Origin of the sequence: Peribacillus sp. NPDC097295 (assembly GCF_044761665.1) — a bacterium.
Lineage (GTDB): Bacteria > Bacillota > Bacilli > Bacillales > DSM-1321 > Peribacillus.
Window position 1 is genome coordinate 34,871 of record NZ_JBIWCW010000017.1, and the last position, 20,160, is coordinate 55,030.

18 protein-coding genes are annotated in these 20,160 nt (G+C 41.5%); 1 reads left to right on the top strand and 17 read right to left on the bottom strand.

Annotated features, from left to right (window positions below):
• Positions 1-152: 152 nt before the first annotated feature.
• From ACIQXN_RS18500 to ACIQXN_RS18520, 5 genes are all read right to left on the bottom strand, one after another.
• On the bottom strand, positions 153-1,112 hold the full coding sequence (locus ACIQXN_RS18500) for an ABC transporter permease (protein WP_402969968.1): 960 nt from the start codon (positions 1,110-1,112) through the stop codon (positions 153-155).
• Complete coding sequence (locus ACIQXN_RS18505) at positions 1,113-2,183, bottom strand: ABC transporter permease (RefSeq protein WP_402969971.1); 1,071 nt, start codon at positions 2,181-2,183, stop codon at positions 1,113-1,115.
• A complete protein-coding gene (locus ACIQXN_RS18510; protein ID WP_402969973.1) occupies positions 2,180-3,712 on the bottom strand; it encodes an ABC transporter ATP-binding protein in 1,533 nt (510 codons plus the stop codon). The genes ACIQXN_RS18505 and ACIQXN_RS18510 overlap by 4 nt, the downstream gene beginning before the upstream one ends.
• Before the next feature lie 210 nt (positions 3,713-3,922).
• Positions 3,923-5,014, bottom strand: a complete 1,092-nt coding sequence (locus tag ACIQXN_RS18515) for a BMP family lipoprotein (protein ID WP_402969976.1) — start codon at positions 5,012-5,014, stop codon at positions 3,923-3,925.
• 152 nt (positions 5,015-5,166) lie between these two features.
• On the bottom strand, positions 5,167-5,892 hold the full coding sequence (locus ACIQXN_RS18520) for a GntR family transcriptional regulator (protein ID WP_402969979.1): 726 nt from the start codon (positions 5,890-5,892) through the stop codon (positions 5,167-5,169).
• A 313-nt stretch (positions 5,893-6,205) separates the two neighbouring features.
• Here ACIQXN_RS18520 and ACIQXN_RS18525 point away from each other — a divergent pair, with 313 nt between their 5' ends.
• Positions 6,206-6,505 (top strand): DUF6509 family protein, encoded by a 300-nt coding sequence (locus tag ACIQXN_RS18525; RefSeq protein ID WP_402969982.1) that lies wholly within the window; start codon positions 6,206-6,208, stop codon positions 6,503-6,505.
• Between the two features lie 34 nt (positions 6,506-6,539).
• On the opposite strand, the gene ACIQXN_RS18530 is transcribed toward ACIQXN_RS18525, so the two are convergent.
• The 12 genes from ACIQXN_RS18530 to ACIQXN_RS18585 form a co-directional block, all read right to left on the bottom strand.
• On the bottom strand, positions 6,540-8,873 hold the full coding sequence (locus ACIQXN_RS18530) for a DNA translocase FtsK (RefSeq protein WP_402969986.1): 2,334 nt from the start codon (positions 8,871-8,873) through the stop codon (positions 6,540-6,542).
• Positions 8,874-9,094: 221 nt separating this feature from the next.
• The gene (locus ACIQXN_RS18535) at positions 9,095-9,322 is read right to left on the bottom strand and encodes a YlzJ-like family protein (protein WP_402969989.1); all 228 of its coding nucleotides are present in this window, start codon (positions 9,320-9,322) and stop codon (positions 9,095-9,097) included.
• Positions 9,319-10,056 carry a ClpP family protease gene (locus ACIQXN_RS18540; RefSeq protein ID WP_402969992.1) on the bottom strand — a complete coding sequence of 246 codons (738 nt, stop codon included), beginning with the start codon at positions 10,054-10,056 and terminating at the stop codon, positions 9,319-9,321. The genes ACIQXN_RS18535 and ACIQXN_RS18540 overlap by 4 nt, the downstream gene beginning before the upstream one ends.
• A gap of 195 nt (positions 10,057-10,251) precedes the next feature.
• Complete coding sequence (locus ACIQXN_RS18545; protein WP_402969995.1) at positions 10,252-11,922, bottom strand: ribonuclease J; 1,671 nt, start codon at positions 11,920-11,922, stop codon at positions 10,252-10,254.
• Between the two features lie 295 nt (positions 11,923-12,217).
• Positions 12,218-13,084: a 4-hydroxy-tetrahydrodipicolinate synthase gene (gene dapA / locus ACIQXN_RS18550; protein WP_402969998.1), complete on the bottom strand. Its 867-nt coding sequence runs from the start codon at positions 13,082-13,084 to the stop codon at positions 12,218-12,220.
• A 42-nt stretch (positions 13,085-13,126) separates the two neighbouring features.
• Positions 13,127-14,353 carry an aspartate kinase gene (dapG, locus tag ACIQXN_RS18555; RefSeq protein ID WP_402970001.1) on the bottom strand — a complete coding sequence of 409 codons (1,227 nt, stop codon included), beginning with the start codon at positions 14,351-14,353 and terminating at the stop codon, positions 13,127-13,129.
• A gap of 102 nt (positions 14,354-14,455) precedes the next feature.
• The gene (gene asd / locus ACIQXN_RS18560; protein ID WP_402970004.1) at positions 14,456-15,511 is read right to left on the bottom strand and encodes an aspartate-semialdehyde dehydrogenase; all 1,056 of its coding nucleotides are present in this window, start codon (positions 15,509-15,511) and stop codon (positions 14,456-14,458) included.
• A 216-nt stretch (positions 15,512-15,727) separates the two neighbouring features.
• The gene (locus tag ACIQXN_RS18565; protein ID WP_402970007.1) at positions 15,728-16,327 is read right to left on the bottom strand and encodes a dipicolinate synthase subunit B; all 600 of its coding nucleotides are present in this window, start codon (positions 16,325-16,327) and stop codon (positions 15,728-15,730) included.
• The gene (gene dpaA, locus ACIQXN_RS18570; protein ID WP_402970047.1) at positions 16,324-17,226 is read right to left on the bottom strand and encodes a dipicolinic acid synthetase subunit A; all 903 of its coding nucleotides are present in this window, start codon (positions 17,224-17,226) and stop codon (positions 16,324-16,326) included. The genes ACIQXN_RS18565 and dpaA overlap by 4 nt, the downstream gene beginning before the upstream one ends.
• A gap of 193 nt (positions 17,227-17,419) precedes the next feature.
• Positions 17,420-17,698, bottom strand: coding sequence for a YlmC/YmxH family sporulation protein (locus ACIQXN_RS18575; protein ID WP_402970010.1), 279 nt, complete (start codon positions 17,696-17,698; stop codon positions 17,420-17,422).
• A 148-nt stretch (positions 17,699-17,846) separates the two neighbouring features.
• The gene (locus tag ACIQXN_RS18580) at positions 17,847-19,073 is read right to left on the bottom strand and encodes a M16 family metallopeptidase (RefSeq protein ID WP_402970013.1); all 1,227 of its coding nucleotides are present in this window, start codon (positions 19,071-19,073) and stop codon (positions 17,847-17,849) included.
• A gap of 45 nt (positions 19,074-19,118) precedes the next feature.
• Entirely contained in the window at positions 19,119-20,078 is a 960-nt protein-coding gene (locus ACIQXN_RS18585) for a polysaccharide deacetylase family protein (protein WP_402970016.1), read from the bottom strand.
• Positions 20,079-20,160: the final 82 nt, after the last annotated feature.

Here is a 20,160-nt window from a genome sequence, read left to right on the forward strand (position 1 = left end):
AAGTTATTGTTTGTAGATACGTTACCTTTTAAACATCTCCTTAAAATATACATGCGAAAGGAAAATTCATGCAAGTTGCAACTACTTTTTTTCCAAAACATTCACTAACATAAAAAAAGGTCAGCAATGAAAGCCGCTGACCGGTCAAACTATTATCTATTTCCCTTGATGTACGGCTGACCCGATGCTTTAGGTGCATCTGCCCGACCAATAAATCCGGTTAATGCAATGATTGTAAGCACATAAGGTGCGATTAACAAATAAACGGATGGAATATCTTTAAAGAATGGCAGGCTTGATCCTACAATACTCAAGCTTTGAGCCAGTCCGAAAAATAGCGCCGCTCCCATTGCCCCGATTGGATGCCATTTACCAAAAATCATTGCTGCAATAGCCATGAACCCTTGACCATTAATGGTTGCATGGTTGAATTCATTAGAAAAGATGGTAGCATATATGGCTCCTCCAATTCCCCCAAAAGCACCTGAGAGAAGAACGCCTGCATAGCGAATTTTTGTAACATTGACACCCATCGTATCAGCGGCCATAGGATGCTCCCCTACAGCACGGATGCGTAAACCAAATGGTGTTTTATAAAGGATATACCATACGACAAATGCGATTAAAATGGCTATATAGACGATATAATATCCATTTGAGAAAAAGATTGGGCCGATAAATGGAATATCGCTTAATAGCGGGACATCAACCCTCGGAAAAGTCTCTTTAATACGGTCTGTTTGTCCTTTATCATAAATCAACTTGACTAGAAACATTGTGAGCCCGACCGCTAATAAGTTAATGGCGACCCCGCTTACAGTTTGGTCAGCCCTGAAGGTAATCGATGCAACCGCATGGAGTACCGAGAATAACAAACCTGTAACCATAGCCGCTAAAACCGCTAGCCAAGGGGTCCAACCGCCAAACACATCGGCAAAAGTTAAGTTAAATACAATCGCGGTAAAAGCACCGATGACCATAAGACCTTCCAATCCAATATTTATGACGCCAGCCCGTTCAGAAAATACTCCACCAAGTGCCGTGAATATAAGCGGAGCAGCTAAAGCAATCATAGATGGTACAATAATTTGTAATACTTGATAAAAGTCCACTTATTTCACCCCTTTCTTAAACCGATTGGCAATCCAACGAATAAAATAACTGGATGCTACGAAGAAGATGATCAATGCAATGACAATATCTACAATTTCACTAGGTATGCCTGTTTCAAGAGGCATGTTCAATGCCCCGGCCTTTAGCCCCCCAAATAATAAGGCTGCAAGGACAACACCAATGGCCGTATTTGCCCCGAGTAACGCGACTGCGATACCGTCAAAGCCCATGCCCGTGAACCCACCCTTGACGGCGGCATAGCCGAACGTTCCCAAACCTTCCATAGAACCAGCAAGACCAGCAAACGCACCTGAAATGACCATGGATAGGATAATGTTCTTATTAACACTCATCCCTGCATACTCGGATGCGTGCTGATTAAATCCAACCGCTTTCAGCTCAAAACCCGTTTTGGTTTTCTCTAGGATGAACCACATGATGATCACACATATAATGGCTATGACAATTCCCCAATGCATCCGGGAATAATCGGTAATGCTTTCAAAGAATGGTGAACGAAGAGATGCAGAGTCAGCAATTCTCTCAGTCTTATCCAGCTTGTCCGTCAATACGTTCCGGATTAAATAGTTCGTTACATATAAGGCCGTATAATTTAGCATGATAGAAACGATTACTTCATGTACCCGAAACTTCGCTTTTAAATAACCTGGGATGAATGCCCATAGAGCTCCTGCAGCGGCCCCTGCTAAAATCGCTAAAGGTAAATGAATGATTCCAGGAAGTTCAAAAGCAATTCCTACCCACACTGCAGCCAGCCAGCCTACGATTAATTGTCCTTCAACACCGATATTGAATAGACCGGTACGAAAAGCAAAAGCGACTGCCAAACCGGTAAGAATATAAGGAATGATCGTCCTGACTGATTCTCCCACATAATAAGAATCCCCGACAATGCCACCGATCATGGACCCATAACCGGCAACAGGATCGTATCCACTGGCAAGCATGATGATAGCCCCGACAATTAAACCGAGGATGACCGCTATCACCGGATTGAGTAATGTAGATAAGTATTTAGATAAATATTTCTTGATTTTGTCCTTCGTCATGTTGTTTTTACACCTGCTTCCGTCCGTTTACTGCCTGCCATAAGTAGACCAAGCTCTTGTTCTGTCGTTTCTTTAGGATTGACAAGGGCAACGATTTCTCCCTCGTATATAACGGCAATTTTATCACTAACATTCATGATTTCATCCAATTCGAATGATATGAGAAGGATCGCCTTGCCCGCATCACGTTGTTCAATCAGTCGTTTATGAATAAATTCAATCGCTCCAACATCGAGTCCCCGAGTTGGCTGCGCGGCAATCAATAAATCTGGATTTCTATCAACTTCCCTGCCGATAATGGCCTTTTGCTGGTTCCCTCCGGATAATGCCCTTGCAGGTGTATATTCACTTGGAGTACGAACATCATATGACTTAATCAAAGAACGCGCTTTTTCGAATATTTTTTTTGAATTCAAGATTCCACCTTTGGAAAAAGGGCGTTGATAATACGTTTGCAAGACCATGTTTTCTCCAATGCTATAATCGAGGACCAGACCATGCTTATGCCGGTCTTCCGGAATATGCCCAACTCCTGATTCCGTAATTTTGCGAGGCTTAAGGTTCCGAATTTCCTTGCCGTTCAATTGAATGCTACCAGCTGTCGTTTTCCTCAAACCGGCCAAAGCCTCAATGAGTTCGGATTGTCCATTTCCATCCACACCAGCGATGCCGACAATCTCTCCCGCACGCACTGTTAAATTCAGGTTGCTGACGGCTGAAACTCCCCTGGCATCCTTCACTTCAAGTCCTTTTACATCTAAAACGACATCTGTTGGGGTGCCCTCAATTTTCTCCGTTTTAAAAAGGACTTCCCGACCAACCATTAAACTAGCCAGTTCATTTGGGTTTGTTTCACTGACGGTAACAGTTCCAATTCCCTGGCCTTTCCGGATGACTGTCACTCGATCACAAACCTCCATGATTTCTTTAAGTTTGTGCGTGATTAATATGATTGACTTTCCTTCTTTAACAAGGGCCTTCATAATGGTTATCAACTCTTTTATCTCTTGAGGTGTCAACACGGCAGTAGGTTCATCGAATATTAGAATCTCTGCTCCACGGTATAGTGTCTTTAATATTTCGACACGTTGTTGCATGCCTATCGAAATATCAGCAATTTTCGCATTAGGGTCAACCCGAAGCTGGTATTGTTCTGATAGTTTCCTAACTTCCTTACTCGCTTCTTTTAAATCGATTTTCCCGGCCTTTGAAGGCTCTTTACCCAAAATGATATTTTCAGTGACAGTAAAAGGATCAACAAGCATAAAATGCTGATGGACCATCCCAATCCCTAAGTCATTTGCAATATTCGGACTAGTGATTTTGTGAGGTTTTCCATCCACCCGAATTTCACCCTGTTCTGGCTGGTAAAGACCAAACAAAACATTCATCAATGTCGATTTTCCCGCACCATTTTCACCTAATAATGCGTGTATCTCCCCTTTTTTTACTTGAAGGGTCACATTATCATTAGCGACAATTCCAGGAAATTCCTTTCGGATATTTAACATCTCAATTACATATTTCACGTATAATCAACCCCTAAAATGAGTGTATATAATACTTAACTAGAAGATTGGTTCATCCCGCTTGATTTGACCTTATTAGAAAAAACCAAATGATAAACTATGATTCTTTCATAGTCTTTCATTCAATTTTTTAAACCGTCAGACGTTTTCGGGGAAAAGAAGGAATAGGAAAAAATGTTTCCTACTCCCTCTCAATCTTATTGACTATAATTATTTTTGAAATTTTTTGAATTCATCTTCAGTACCTGGAACAACCAATTCACCCGATTTGATTTTTGCTGTCCACTCTTCAACTGCTTTTAAAGCTTCTTCAGATACGTTTTCTTTCGAATCTGAAATGCCTACACCATTCTCTTCAATACCGTACTCAATTTTTTCTCCGCCAGGGAATTTTCCATCCTTAGCTTTTGTAGCAAGGTCTTTAACGGCAATATCAACACGTTTGATCATGGATGTTAATGTAATGTTTTCATCTGTTCCTGGAACATCGCCCAGCTTAACTTGGTCACTATCTACACCGATAACGTAAATTTCTCTCTTAGGATCTTTTTGTTTTTGTTCCACAGCTTCTGTAAATACACCTTTACCTGTACCGCCAGCAGCATGATAAATAATATCAGCTCCTGCATTATACATAGTTGCAGCATAAGTTTTACCAAGATCAGCCTTATTGAAATCCCCGGCATACTTGGCTTCTACTTTTGCTTTCGGATTAACAGCCAATACACCAGCTTTGAATCCGATTTCGAATTTTTTGATTAATTCGGATTCAACTCCGCCGATAAAACCGACTTTGTTAGTTTTCGTTTGAAGTCCAGCAATTACCCCAACCAAGAATGAACCTTGCTGTTCTTTGAAATTAATACTCGCAACATTTGGTTTCTTAACTTCAGTATCAACGATAGCAAAATGTGAATCAGGACGTTGGTCAGCTACCTCTTCAACTGACTCAGCTAGTAGAAAACCAATTGCATAGATAAGGCTGTAATCTTCACGGACAAGTGTGTTCAAGTTCTTTGCATAATCAGCATCGGATTTAGATTGAAGATAATTGTATCCGTCCTTGCCTTTTTCCAAATTATTTTCTTTTCCGAAATCCTGAATTCCTACCCAAGCGGATTGGTTGAATGATTCATCATCCACTCCACCAGTATCAGTAACCATTGCTACTGTAAAATTATCTTTCTTTTCTTTTCCCGAAGAAGTGTCTTTATCATCATCCTCTGAATTACCACAAGCCCCCAATATTGTACCAGCAGCAAGAACAAGCGAAAGAGCTAGACCAAATTTACGCTTTTTCATTTTTTTTCCTCCTAAGAATCATGGTTTCAGTAGAAATGTTCTGAAAAGTCATTCATGTTTGCGGTTCCAATACTCGGTAAAAAATTTACGGTTTAACGATTCCTCTAGAAAAGAACAATCGCTTGCATTCATCCGTATGTAAGGGACAAGGCCTAAACTCGTTTCCGAAGTACATGAAAACTAAACATATTGGCTTTAAAGTAGTTAACAGAATACAAGATAGGCTGGTCCCAGTCATCGAGATGCATCTGCTTTAGAACGAGTAGTGCAGCCTCAGGCGAACATTTAAGGATAGGAGAAACCTTATCATGGTATCCGATAGGCTCTATTTCAGCCACGGCATGTGTGATATTCCTGTCGGCATCCCTTTCCAATATATCAAAAAGGGACTCATCTTTACGGTCGAAATTCGCCGAGAGAATCGATTCGGGAATTTTATCGACACAGTAGATGACAGGTTCGCCATTCGCTGTCCTTACGCGTTCAATGACCACGATGCGTTCATCTGATGTACATGAAAACCTGCGGATATCCTCTTCTGTTGGTTCTTGTGTCGTCGAACTTAAGAAAAACGTCCCCGGCTTCATCCCTGCCTCCTCAATCATGTTCGTGACACTTTTTAGTTGCTCGATACCTGAAGTGAACCGTGGCTTAGGATTAACAAAGGTTCCAACTCCATGCCGGCGAATAATGATGTTCTCTTCTTCTAAAATTCGCAGTGCTTCACGGAGCGTCGCTCTACTCACTCCTAGCTTTTTTGCAAGGTCGAATTCAGATGGGAATTTTTCGTTTTCCTTATACACTCCAGCTTCGATATCTTGCTTCAGGTAATCAATAACCTGCAAATATAAATGTCGACTATCTGATTTAATAGACATACGGTCTCCCCCAGCTTGTTTCTTAAGACATCAGACCTCTGATGTTGAATCATTCCTACTAATCGAAAATAATATAACATTTTTTTAATTATAAATATATAGTGTTTTTCTAATTAACTGAAAATATTTTAGGAAAATATACCCCCGATATTAATTCCACATAGTAAAAACGTTGCAAATCTTATGATTATTCGCCTTACTCAAATAAATTTTCATCAGCAAAATTCTTATCGGGAAAATGATCTAGCTTTCTTTCCAAGAATCTGTTTTCATGTATAATAGAAATTATCTTCTTTGAAGGGATGATTGAATTATGTTAAACATTACAGAATATACAGTTGAAAAATTGACCGACCCATTCGGGATCTTATCCGGAGACCGTTTTGAATACTTCTTAGATATTGAAGTACCGGAAGAGGACGAACTCTTTACAGAGAACGGTTTATATATCCGTGTTTTATTTGTATCTGAAGAACAAAATGGCAGACTCGTTAAATATGATATTTTAGAAAAAGGCAGTGACCAACTGTTGGATTTTGAGTTAGAGGATGAGGAAGTAGCCATGATTACAGCCTTCTGTCTAGAACATTTAGACGAAGCGACAGTCAATTAAAAAATACCGGGCAGCTGCCCGGTATTTTTTAATTCTATGATAAATGTGCTTCATCGTGATCATCTTTTGAAACCAGCACATTACGTGGCTTGCTTCCTTCGTAGGGACCGACGATTCCCCTTGCTTCCATTTCATCGATTAACCTCGCGGCACGGGTATAGCCAATCCTGAAACGGCGCTGCAGCATCGAAACTGAAGCGGTCTGCATTTCGGTAATTAAGGATACGGCTTCCCCATATAAACTATCCTCGACTTCACCACTTGAAGTCTCTGGTATTTCGTCCGGTATCATTTCTTCGTTATACTGAGCCTTCTGTTGTGAAATGACGTAGGTAACTACTTCCTCAACTTCTTGATCTGATAAGAACGCTCCTTGGACACGAATCGGTTTGGAAGCCCCAACAGGTAAAAACAGCATGTCTCCACGACCTAGCAGTTTTTCTGCACCTCCCATATCCAATATCGTCCTCGAGTCAGTCGATGACGAGACACTAAAAGCAATTCTGGATGGGATATTTGCCTTGATGACACCCGTAATTACATCCACAGACGGTCGCTGAGTGGCAATGATTAAGTGAATGCCCGCTGCCCTTGCCATCTGCGCAAGACGTGTGATGGCATCCTCCACATCATTTGAAGCAACCATCATCAAATCGGCAAGCTCATCGACAATGACTACAATATAGGGCAACAGAGGCTGTTTGGAGTCTTCCTCACTATTAAAACGGTTAACGTAATCATTGTAGCCTTCGATATTACGCGTACCTGTGTGTGAAAAGAGCTCGTAGCGCCGTTCCATTTCACTCACCACTTTTTGAAGGGCTTGGGCCGCTTTTTTTGGATTAGTCACGACAGGCGCAAGTAAATGAGGAATTCCATTATAAACATTGAGTTCCACCATTTTTGGGTCAATCATCATCATCTTCACTTCATGTGGTTTTGCCCGCATGAGGATACTCGTGATAATACCGTTGATACAGACCGATTTACCACTGCCTGTTGCCCCCGCTACAAGTAAATGCGGCATTTTATTGAGTTCAGCTTTAACCGCTTCACCCGAAATGTTCCGCCCAAGCCCAATTTGCAATTTTGCATCAGGTTTGTCAACTTCTTTAGCATCCAATACTTCCCTAAGAGAAACCATGGCCACCTCAGAATTCGGAACTTCAATTCCTATTGCCGATTTACCTGGAATGGGTGCTTCCATCCGGATGTCCTTGGCTGCAAGTGCCAATGCAAGATCATCAGAAAGACTCACTATTTTACTGACCTTTACCCCTACATCTGGGTGCACTTCATATTTGGTCACAGCAGGTCCCAAATAAACCTGTGTGACTCTCGCTTTAACGCCAAAGCTCTGAAACGTGCGTTCAAGCTTTGCCGCATTTTCATGGATTAACTGATACTCTCCACTTTGATCCGTTTTTTGGGGCTGCAATAACAAAGATAGGGGAGGTAAGGTATATTCCTTATTTTCCACTTCAGTAAAATTGATGGGCGGGACCACTTCGTCATGTTCTTCTTCTCCTTCAACTGAAGGTATCGTCTCAGTAGTAGCAGGCTGTTCTTCCTTTTCATCACCGTATGCTTTATCAGCAAAGCTTGATATGATTCGCTCCGTAACCATCTGCTGTGTCTCTTCTTCCTGCTGTACGGCATGAACTTCTTCCACAGGTTCGTTTTCACGTTTTTTCTTCTTAGCAGGATTCTTTTTCTTTTGTTTCTTATCATCATTCCATGTTTTCATATCATCGGTAAAGGCTGTCCACTGCTTTTTAATAAAGCTACCAAGGGTAACGATAAATTTGCCAAGCGTCTCGCCTAATGTCTTTCCTGTCATTAACACGATCCCGATGATGATAAACACGAAGGATACTATTTTTGAGCCGGCTTCGTCAAACAAGAAATAAGAGGCTGCAAATAACACAGCGCCTATCATCCCTCCGCCAAGATCCTTCGTACTGGTTTTACCGGTCACTTCCATCCAGAATAGTTCCCACGTGTTCGATATTACACTGGGCTTCGTAAACGGACCACCTTCTGCCAATAAATTAAACAGGGTTACATGACTAAGCAACAACATACTCGCTACAATAAAATACAAGCCGATTAATTGCCGTTTAAGCAAATATGGGACCTCTCTTTTAATCATCAAATAAAAGCCAGTCGCGATGGCCCCTAACAGAAAGAGGATGTACCATTCTCCCATAAAGAAACGAACTAACAGGACTGTACCGCTCCCCACTGCACCTAATTTAGCAATGGCGATGACTGCCAGACTTATGATAGTCAGACCAATCAATTCATATTTAAGCGATAACTTTAGTTTTTCATTACTTTTCTTCTTCCTTTTTTTCTTTTTCACCATAAAATCACCTGATTCTTCTTGAAACTTAATTGTCACTCCTAAAATTACACACAAAACAAAACAAATGTTCGCTTAGCAATTATACCAAAAAAATAGGATGATGTCTTTTGATCATGTCACAACTATTCGTGGTCAAAATCAAACCAATGAATAAAGCAGCCAAAAGGGGCTGCTGATTTTTTCATTAGTATATCATAATTTATCTCTGTTGGTCCTTTTTTCTAGTTTCTCAACGGTTCGAATACATTGACAACTTCACCGGGCTGTACATTGATTTTCATGTAATCTTCTGGGTTCGTACTTACAATCCGGTCAATACGAAACGAACTTCCGCCTTCATGTTCTACCATGACGTGGACGCCATTCACTTTCATTTCAATCATATGTGCGATCTTATCATGGTGGTGCGGGAAGATGATCTCATCAGGGACAATGGTATAAAGTGTCATTGCAGTAACCCCTCTTCGCCTTTATTAGAACTTCTTTCTTCCATGAATTCATTCAATTTCCTCATCGCATGTCCCACTCCTCCAACACCATCAATCATGCCGACATCGACCGCTTCCACCCCGATTACATTCGTTCCGATGTCCCGTGTTAGATTTCCTTTAGCGAACATTAGATCTTTAAAACTATCTTCGGTAACATTGGAATGCCTTGTGACAAATTTAATTACCCGCTCCTGCATTTTATCTAAGTATTCAAAGGTTTGCGGTACCCCGATGACCATTCCGGTTAACCTGATCGGATGTATCGTCATGGTTGCTGTCTCGGCTATAAACGAATAATCGCAAGAAACGGCAATTGGCACCCCAATGGAATGCCCTCCTCCCAATACAATGGAGACGGACGGTTTAGAAAGGGACGCTAACATCTCGGCAATGGCAAGGCCCGCTTCAACGTCTCCCCCCACAGTATTTAGAATGACAAGCAACCCCTCAATATTGGGATTTTGTTCAATCGCTACTATTTGAGGAATCACATGTTCATACTTGGTCGTTTTATTTTGGGGAGGAAGTTGCATATGTCCTTCAATTTGACCGATAATCGTCAAACAATGGATTTTTGAGTCTTTTGAAAGTTGTGGGACATTTGTAGTTCCCAACTGCTGGATTTTCTCGATTAACGTTGAATTCTTACCTTCCTGGCGGCCTTCATTTTCATTTGGCAATGGTGTATCCACTTATGGCAACCCCTTTCTCTAAAGCCTATGCCCTTATTATGTCTCGAGTCTTAAACTTCATTCTTCAAGACGGGCAGCACTCGTAAGAAAAGTATTGGGTCCATAAAAGGTGTTTAGTCGAACTATGATAAATGGCAAAAAGGCAGATACGTTGATTCAACAACATTTCTGCCTTTTTGATGGAAGCCCCTTTGATTAATATTCCATGATGATAGGTAAGATCATCGGGCGACGCTTTGTTTTTTCATAGAAGAATTGGTTTAGAGCATCACGCATTTCCTGTTTCAGCGTAGACCAATCGAAAGGCTGACGCGATCCGTTTTTCTTCACGATTTCACTTACAATGCCTGTTGCTTCCGCCATCATTTTTTCTGATTCACGCACATATACGAATCCACGAGAGATGATTTCCGGACCTGCGGCAATGCTCTTATCTTGTCGATTCAATGTGACGACGACGATCAATATACCATCTTGTGATAATAAACGGCGATCACGGAGAACGATATTCCCCACATCTCCTACACCACTGCCATCAATTAAAATATTACCTGCAGTTACTTTTCCGGAAAGGCCAATCTTATCGCCATTCATTTCAATGACATCACCTTTTTCAGCAATTACAATGTTTTCAGGTTTGATTCCTGCAGAGATGCCCACTTTTTGGTGAGAATACAGATGACGGTATTCCCCGTGTACCGGGATGAAGTATTTAGGGTTCATCAGGTTGATCATCATCTTCAATTCTTCCTGGCTCCCATGACCCGTTACATGAACTTTATATTTATTTGAAGAAACGACCTCAGCACCCACTCGGTAAAGTAAGTCGATGGTTTTTGATAGAATAAGCTCTCCACCCTGTAGAGGGGATGCACTGATTAAGACCGTGTCACCTTTTTTAATCGTAACTTGTTTATGGGTCTGCTTCGCCATTTTTTGAAGGGCCGCTATCGGTTCTCCTTGGTGGCCGGTTGATAACACCACAATTTCACGATCTTCGTATTGATTGATTTCACTAACTGGAATAATCAAATCATCCTCGACTTTTAAGTAGCCTAGATTTAAAGCAGTTTCGTATACCCGCTTCAAACTTTTCCCAACAACGGCCACTTTCCTTTTATTTGCTGCAGCCGCATTGAAGACATGCTGAATCCGATTTACATTCGAAGCAAAGCAGGCAACAATAATTCTACCGGATGTGGAACGGAAGGCTTCCGTAATGTCTTTGGCAACAACTGCTTCTGATGGAGTATAACCTGGTCTCTCAGCCCCCGTACTATCAGAAAGCAGACACAGGACCCCCTCTTCCCCGATACTTGCCATTTTACCTATTTCAGGTTTATAAAGGTCCGTTGCCGCTTGGTCAAACTTGAAATCTCCGGTATATACGATAGCGCCTTCACGCGTATGTATGACCACTCCCACAGAATCAGGAATACTATGGTTCGTACGGAAAAAGGAAACAGCAGCCTCTGGAAAACTCAAAAGAGAATCTGAATCAATCTCTGTAAAAATCGCCCTGCCATTAAAGCCATCTTCCTTTAGTTTTGTCTTAATTAACGCAAGTGTAAGCTTTGTCCCATATACGGGAACAGGTAAATATTTCAATACGTAAGCAAGGGCACCCATATGATCTTCATGACCATGCGTAATAAAAATCCCCTGAATTCGTTCTTTATTGTCCATCAAGTAAGAAATATCCGGTATAACAGCATCGATGCCAAGCATTTCTTCTTCTGGCAACATCAAACCTGCATCTAAAAGATAGAGGTCATCATTCACCTCAACCACATACATATTTTTACCAAGTTCCCCTTGTCCCCCAAGAGAAATCACTTTAATTCCATTATTTTTATCTTTACCCAATCGAATATCCTCCTTAAGAAATAGCCGTTCATAATTTCCATTGATTTCATTATAACCCATGTTTAAAAAACATGACAACACATACCATTTCTAGAAGATTTCTCCCTTGCCTGGCAATGCGTTTATGTATAGGAGCTTAACTCCTCATTGTATCCCTTTTTAAAAAGAAAAGACTATTAGAAGTATAAGCCCTTAACCTATAACTGGAAAGAAAATAATACTTTATTCATTAAACCAAAGAATCTTTATGTGAAAACAAGCCAATCATTAAACGATCAGCTTGTCTGGTGAAGATTTATTTTTTTAATACTGATATCAACACTGAGCGCTCTTGCTCAGTCAGTGGTACGATAGGCAACCTGACTGAACCTACATCAATGCCTTGTAACTGAAGGGCAGTCTTGACAGGGGCAGGACTTGGGGCTGCAAATAAACCTTTTATAAGGGGTAACAATTCCTGATGAAGTCTCGCAGCTTCTGCTAAGTTCCCGCTGATGAATGCTTCTATGATTTGCTGCATTTCATTGCCGGCCACATGGGAGGCAACCGAAACGACGCCTACACCGCCAATAGCCAATACAGGAAGGGTTAAAGCATCGTCCCCGCTATATAAGGCGAAATCCTCATCGGTCTCAGCAATGATTTGCGTCATGGCATTTAAATCGCCGCTCGCTTCTTTCACGGCTACGATGTTAGGTATCTCCGAAAGGCGGATAATGGTCTCCGGGTCAATATTGACAGCAGCACGCCCAGGGATGTTGTAAACCATCACCGGCAATGTTGTACTCTCGGCAATCGCTTTAAAATGTTGGAAAAGTCCTTCTTGATTCGTTTTACTATAATAGGGTGCCACAATCATGATTGCATCTGCACCGTTCTTTTCCGCTTTTTTAGTCAACTCGATGGAAGCATATGTGTTATTGCTTCCTGTTCCCATGATGATGGGCACTCGTTTGTCTACGATCTTTGTAACATGACGAAGAAGGGCAATCTTCTCTTCCGAAGACAATGTAGGTGATTCCCCTGTTGTACCTGCAAGTACAAGTGAATCCGTTCCGTTAGATAATAAGTAATTGACCAATTTAGTCGTTTTTTGAAAGTCAACATTCCCCTTACTATCGAAAGGAGTGACCATTGCGGTTGATACTCTACCAAATATCATGTTTTAACACCTCTTTAATTTATAAAACTTCAATATATACGGTTATTCCGTTTCCATTTCATGTAAATGGAATGCATCATGAAGCGAATTAACCGCATTGATTAAATCATCTTCCTTCACCAATACCCAAATTGTCGTATGACTATCCGCCGATTGAAGAATCGATATTTCTTTTTCCGAAAGTGCTGTGACAATCTTCGAAGCCACACCAGGTACACCATTGATGCCCGCTCCAACGACGGATACTTTGGCACAATTCCGTTCAATGAGAGGATCATGCCCCATTTCAGCCAGAATGGAAAGGGCTAGTTCCGTCATCTCTTCCGTGACCGTATAGACCACTCCATTCGGCGAAATATTAATAAAGTCGACGGAAATAGACGCATTGGCCATCGCTTTAAACACTTCTGCCTGTAAATTATATTGTTCTTTTTTTGCATTCACCTTAATTTGGGTTATTTTTGAAACATGAGCAATTCCTGTAACGAGTCTTTCCCTGATATCACTGCCTTGGCTTCCCTTATTTACGCTTGTAACTAGGGTCCCCAATCCTTCACTGTATGTGGAACGGATCCGGATTGGCACTTTAGCCTGCATCGCAATTTCGACCGCCCGGGGATGGATGACTTTAGCTCCTTGATATGCCATATTGCATACTTCGGTATAAGAGACGATGGATAATGGGCGGGCATGCTCGGCAATCCGTGGATCAGCAGTCATGATTCCTTCCACATCCGTGAAAATATCGACACGGTCAGCCTGTAAAGCAGCTCCTAATGCTGCAGCCGAAGTGTCACTCCCACCTCGTCCAATTGTTGTGATGTCCCCATTTTTGGCGGCTCCTTGGAAGCCTGCAACAACAACGACATCTTTCATTTCAAGTTCCTTCAGGAGACGGTCACACTTCATTTCAACGATTCTTGCACTGGAAAAATCGTAATTCGTCTGGAATCCTGCTTGGGCCCCTGTGTAAGCGGTAGCTTCTATCCCATGTTCCAACAACATATTCGTAAATACCACAGAAGATATTGTTTCACCTACTGACATAAGTAGGTCCTGTTCCCGTTTAGAAAGAAGGGCGCTTGATCCATTTACCAATGAAAGTAATGTATCTGTCGCATATGGATCACCTTTTCTTCCCATGGCAGAAACAACGACCACCACTTTATACCCTTCCTTAAGAGCCCTCTCAATATGGCCCTTGGCATGGGCCCGGCTATCTTCGTCCCGGACTGATGTCCCACCGAATTTCTGGACGATTATTTTCAATATTCTCACCCCAAATATAAGCCAGCCTCCCAATAAGGAAGCTGACATAAACTCTTTATCATGTTGAAATGTTCTTAGCTGCCCGAGTTTTATTATCTTTTCTTACTTAACACTCACTAAGTCTAATTTTAAAAGGCTTTCAGCAATTTGAACAGAATTCCATGCTGCCCCTTTTAATAGATTATCGGAAACGATCCATAAATGGAAGCCTTTATCTTCATCTAAATCTTTACGGATCCGGCCTACGAAAACATCATTCTTGCCGACAGAAGATGCAGGGGTTGGATAGACCTGTTGTTCTGGCTCATCTTCCAAAACGACTCCTGCTGCCGTTTTCATCAAGTTCTTGATTTCAGCCGCGGAAACACCGTCTTTTTCAACTTCAATGTAAACTGATTCCGAATGACCTGTTACAACTGGAAGCCTAACACAAGTTGCAGCTACAGGCAGCTTTTCCATATGCATGATTTTCTTTGTCTCATTGATCATTTTCATTTCTTCAAACGTGAATCCATTATCTTGGAACTTATCGATTTGGGGAATGACATTGAAAGCAATTTGATAATGCTTGGCATCCCCTTTTACCGGTAATATTTTTGGTTCGATTTCTTTTTCATCCAGAAGATCACGAGCCTGTTCCTTTAGTTCGTTTATCGCTGCAACCCCGGCTCCAGATACGGCCTGGTATGTGGAAACGACCACTTTCGATAAACCATACTCTTGGCGGATCGGTTCTAACGCTACAACCATCTGAATCGTTGAACAATTTGGATTGGCAATGATTCCATTATGCTTTTTCAAATCCTCTTCATTTACTTCCGGTACGACAAGCGGAACATTTTCATCCATGCGGAATGCGCTTGTATTATCTACTACTATCGCTCCTCTTTTTACTGCTTCTGGAGCCAATTCCTTAGACACACTTCCACCCGCACTGAATAGAGCGATATCTATGCCTTCAAAGCTTTCAGGTTTCGCTTCCTGAACTTCGATTTCTTCACCTTTAAATAGCAACTTAGTCCCTGCGGAACGAGCTGATGATAAAAAGATGATTTTCGTGATCGGAAAATCCCGTTCTTCGAGTGTTGAAATCATTTGTTGTCCTACCGCTCCAGTCGCTCCTACTACAGCAATATGCAATCCCTGTGTCCCGGTCATTTGTACATGCTCCTTTTCTATCTCTAAAGTTAGTTAATATTTGTCTGGTTTACTCTACTTGCTCAGAATATCATATATTTTATCACATTAACATTCGAAAGAACGCACTTTAACAAAATATTCTGGTAGTATAGATTGATTTTAACGAATGACTAAGTTTTACCTGGTTAACAAATTACCCGGGAGCGCACGGCTTACTATGGGACAAGCAAGTGGTTATATATCATCTTTGAACCGTTCAATAATGACGGGCTGGATCTGTTCTCCATCTATGGCTGCCAAAATGGTATCCCGGATCATACTCATTCTGGCCACCATTGAACTCGGTTTGCCTTCAGGATTATCTTGACCATATGGAACGAAATAGATATCCTTTGCGGCCATCAGCCTCATTAAATTGACGCCATTCAAACCAAGGGCATCGTTTGTTGAAATCGCAACCACTACCGGACGGTGATTTCTCATCGTCGCTTTTGCAGCCATAAGTACAGGCGAATCTGTAAGGGCATTAGCCATCTTACTCATCGAATTACCGGTCATCGGAGCGATAACCATGCAGTCAAGCGGCAATTTAGGTCCTAGTGGTTCTGCTTTGACGATCGTATCTACGGCATCATGTCCCGTCAATTTTTCGATTCGTGCAACCCAGTCTTCCCCATTTCCAAAGCGTGTTTCCGTATTTTGAACAGTAGATGTCACAACCGGAATCACATCTGCTCCTTCATTTATAAGCTTCTCTATTTCTGGGAACACACTATCATATGTGCAATGCGACCCTGTCAATCCAAATCCAATCCGTTTACCTTGCAGACTCATATCTTATTCCCCTTTCTTTTCATGAACTCGCCTTGAATCAATATTTCTAGCGCATTCGCTAATATTTGACCGGCAGTTTTTGGGGCTACAATCCCCGGCAAGCTCGGCGCCAACAATGCCTTTATGCCCCTTTTTTCTGCATAACGAAAATCCGTCCCCCCAGGCTTTGAAGCAAGGTCAATAATCAATGTATGAACGGGCATGTTGGCCAGGACGTCTGCTGTAATGATTGGAAAAGGAATGGTATTAACGCAAATATCAACGGTTTTCATTTCGGATGCAAGATCATTCAAATGGAAAGGAGTGATTGCCATTTCAGTAATTCTGGCAATATCCTCGCTTTTTCTCGCCCCTACCTTCACCTTGGCACCAAGCGCTTGGAATGATCTAGCTACACTCATCCCAACCCTCCCAAGGCCAAGAACGGCAACATTCGAACCATGGATGGTGAAATCCGTATGCTGTATAGCCATCATGATTGCGCCCTCAACGGTGGGGATTGAATTGTATATCGCTACATCATCTCGTTCAAATAAAAGAACGAGTTTGCGATCCGCTTCTTTAAATAGACGATCTAGATAATCATTACTGATTCCTGAATAGAATACACAATCTGCTGGAGTGTCTTTTATCATGGCCTCGGTCAAGAAGACATCTTCACTGGAAAAGATGGTTTCCACTTTTCCCGTTGAATCAGTCCCTCTGACTGGCAATATAACTGAATCTAGTTCCGTAAAATTTATATCTTCTAATTTTTCCTTAACCGCACCTGTAAACGCATGGTCAAGCTGTTCAAACCCTACTAAAAACAGCTTCGCATCCAGCTCAGTCAGTTTACGAACAACTTCCAGCTGACGTGCATCCCCACCAATTACAGCGATTTGCATGTCTGTGAGCATTAAATCGTCACCTTCTTTATAAGAATCCAAACCACGCCTCGCCCATGATTCTCTTGAAGGCGATTTGTTATCCGATATTCATTCAGCTCAATCCATCTTATGTGTTGAAATTGAGAACGGTGATTAGAAAAGCAAAAACGCCTAGAGCTTTCCCTGCTCAGGCGTTCATTAGGGTTATTACTTCAACCTCCCATTATCCGTCCAACTGTTCTCCTTCTTTAACCGTTTCAACTTCAAGCCCTTCCCTAAAATCGATGATGAGCATATCCGTTCCCACTTTTTTAATATGATTCCACGGGACCCTGACTTCACTCCCATTTCTGAAGAGTCCAAACCATTTCACTGAGGGGATGATCAAAGTGGTAATTTGTCCAGTTTCGTCAAATTCCAAATCCGTCTGTCCGAGAATCCCTAATCGTTCTGCCCTGTTCACGTCGACAATCTCTTTTCCACTTAATTCACTCAGTCTCAATTCCTACTCCCCCTTTTTTTCTTCTTAATCCCATCTATATCCGAAATTTGAGGAACTTAGAAGGCATTCTTGAAAATAGTCGTCCCTCCCCTTTCCATAAAAAAACCTGCTCTCCCATTGGTAAACAGAAGAACAGGTCAGTAAATATTTATTTATCCCAATTTTCCAAAGGGCTTACTAACGATAAAGAGTGTTCGGTGAAGATTTGGTTTGCTAAATCATTAACACTATCTTCCGTCACTTCATCAATTTTAACGATGATATCATCAAGTGAACGATGTTCTCCTAACATTAACTCGTTCTTGCCATTACGGCTCATGCGGCTGTTAGTGCTTTCAAGGCTCAACATCAAGCTACCTTTCAGTTGTTCCTTACTATTCCGCAATTCTTTTTCTGTGATACCGTCTCTTTTCAGCGTATCCAGTGTCTCCTGAATCGTTTCATATAAACTGTCTAGCTGGCTTGTACCCGTACCACCATAAACGGTCACTAAACCTGTGTCCTGGTAGCTTGAATGATAGGAATACACCGAGTATGCCAAGCCACGTTGTTCCCGGACCTCCTGGAATAGACGGCTGCTCATGCTGCCTCCAAGGATATTATTCAATGTGACTAAACTGTAGGTTTTATCATTTCCGATTTCCAATCCTTTGAAGCCAAGGCATAGATGTGCTTGTTCAGTCTCTTTTTTACGTGTGATTCTATTTTCATGGAATGCTGGCTTCACCAATTCCAAACGGTCTTCCCCACCTTGATATGAACCAAAGTAACTTTCCACTTCCTGAATCAACTTCTCGTCCACATTTCCGGCAATGGAGATGACAACTTTATCAGGCGTGTACATATCATGAACATATTTCTTTAGTGTCTCACTATTGAAGGTTTCCAACGTACTTTCCGTACCAAGGATCGGATAGCCAAGAGGATGATTTTCATATACTGCCTTGCTTAAAAGGTCATGTACGATATCATCCGGTGTATCGTCATACATTTTGATTTCTTCATAGACGACATTCTTCTCTTTTTTCAATTCTTCCTCATCAAACGTGGAGTTGAAGAACATATCAGCAAGAATTTCAAGTGCATAGCTCGCATGGTTATCCATGACTTTTGCATAGTAACATGTATATTCTTTTGAAGTGAATGCATTTACTTGCCCGCCAATGCTATCGAAAGACTCCGCGATTTCACGTGCGTTCCTCGTAGTCGTTCCTTTGAAAAACATGTGTTCAAGAAAATGGGATACACCATTCAGTTCCGGTGTTTCATTCCGAGAACCCGTCTTAATCCAAACCCCAATCGCTGCTGAACGTACTGTTGGAATATTCTCCAATACTATTCTTACTCCATTTTGACACGTATATTTCTTAATCAACTAACATTCCTCCCAATCATCTATGCTGCTATCGTAACCAAAGCGTTACGGATTCAAACGTTCTTCACTAACTGCTTCTGAAACTTTAACAACTTCTAAGTCTTTCTTCTCTATGTTAATAATTAACGTCTCCAAAGATTTAGCTGTAGACTCTGTCGGATGCATTAAAATGAAAGCTCCTGGGTGTACTTTGGAAAGCACCCTTTGTTGAAGGACCTCGGGACTTGGCTTTTGCCAGTCTATCGTATCTACGCTCCACATCACGGTACCCATGCCTAAAGAATTCGCTATGGTGACAGTCTCACTTCGGTAGCTTCCGCTTGGCGGGGCGAACCAGTTCATTTTCACACCCGTCACGGCCTCCACGACTTCATTCGTCTTATTTATTTCCTCACGTGTAGCCTGTGCCGAAATGTTTTGCATATTAGGGTGTGAGTAGGAATGATTTCCGATTTCATGACCGCCATCCACGATCATTTTTGCAAATTCAGGATTGTTTTTAGTCCATCTGCCTTCAAGAAAAAATGTTGCTTTGACGTTATGTTTTTTTAATACAGCCAACATATCTTGTAAGTATTCATTCCCCCAAGCTACATTGATTAAAAATGACACAACCTGCTTCTCGGGATGGGCCCGGTAAATGGGCGCTGGCTCAAGATCCTTTAAGTGGACCTTTGGGGGAACTTGATCAAATACAAGCTTATCCTTATCGAATTGGTCCTCCTTCTTCATCGCTTTATACGAATCCTGGATATTTACCTTCAGGCCATTGTAACCTGGAACGGTCTTCCAAACCGAATCTATTCGGGCATTTTGTGGTGCAATCTCATATTTTTTAGATGATTCTTTTATTTGAATAAGAAGTTCATCTTCCTGCTTCATGGTAGCCACTGAACGATCTGTTAAATGGGTCAAATAAATTTGTGTATATGGATTTTGCACTAATAACCATGATATACCTGCTATGGCACTTATCGCAACTATCTGCTTCCATTTATTATTCATTTTTTACGCCCCCTTCATACAGAAATGTATGAAGAAAAAGGACAAGGTAGAACATGACACCTTTTAATTGCTAAAATCCTTA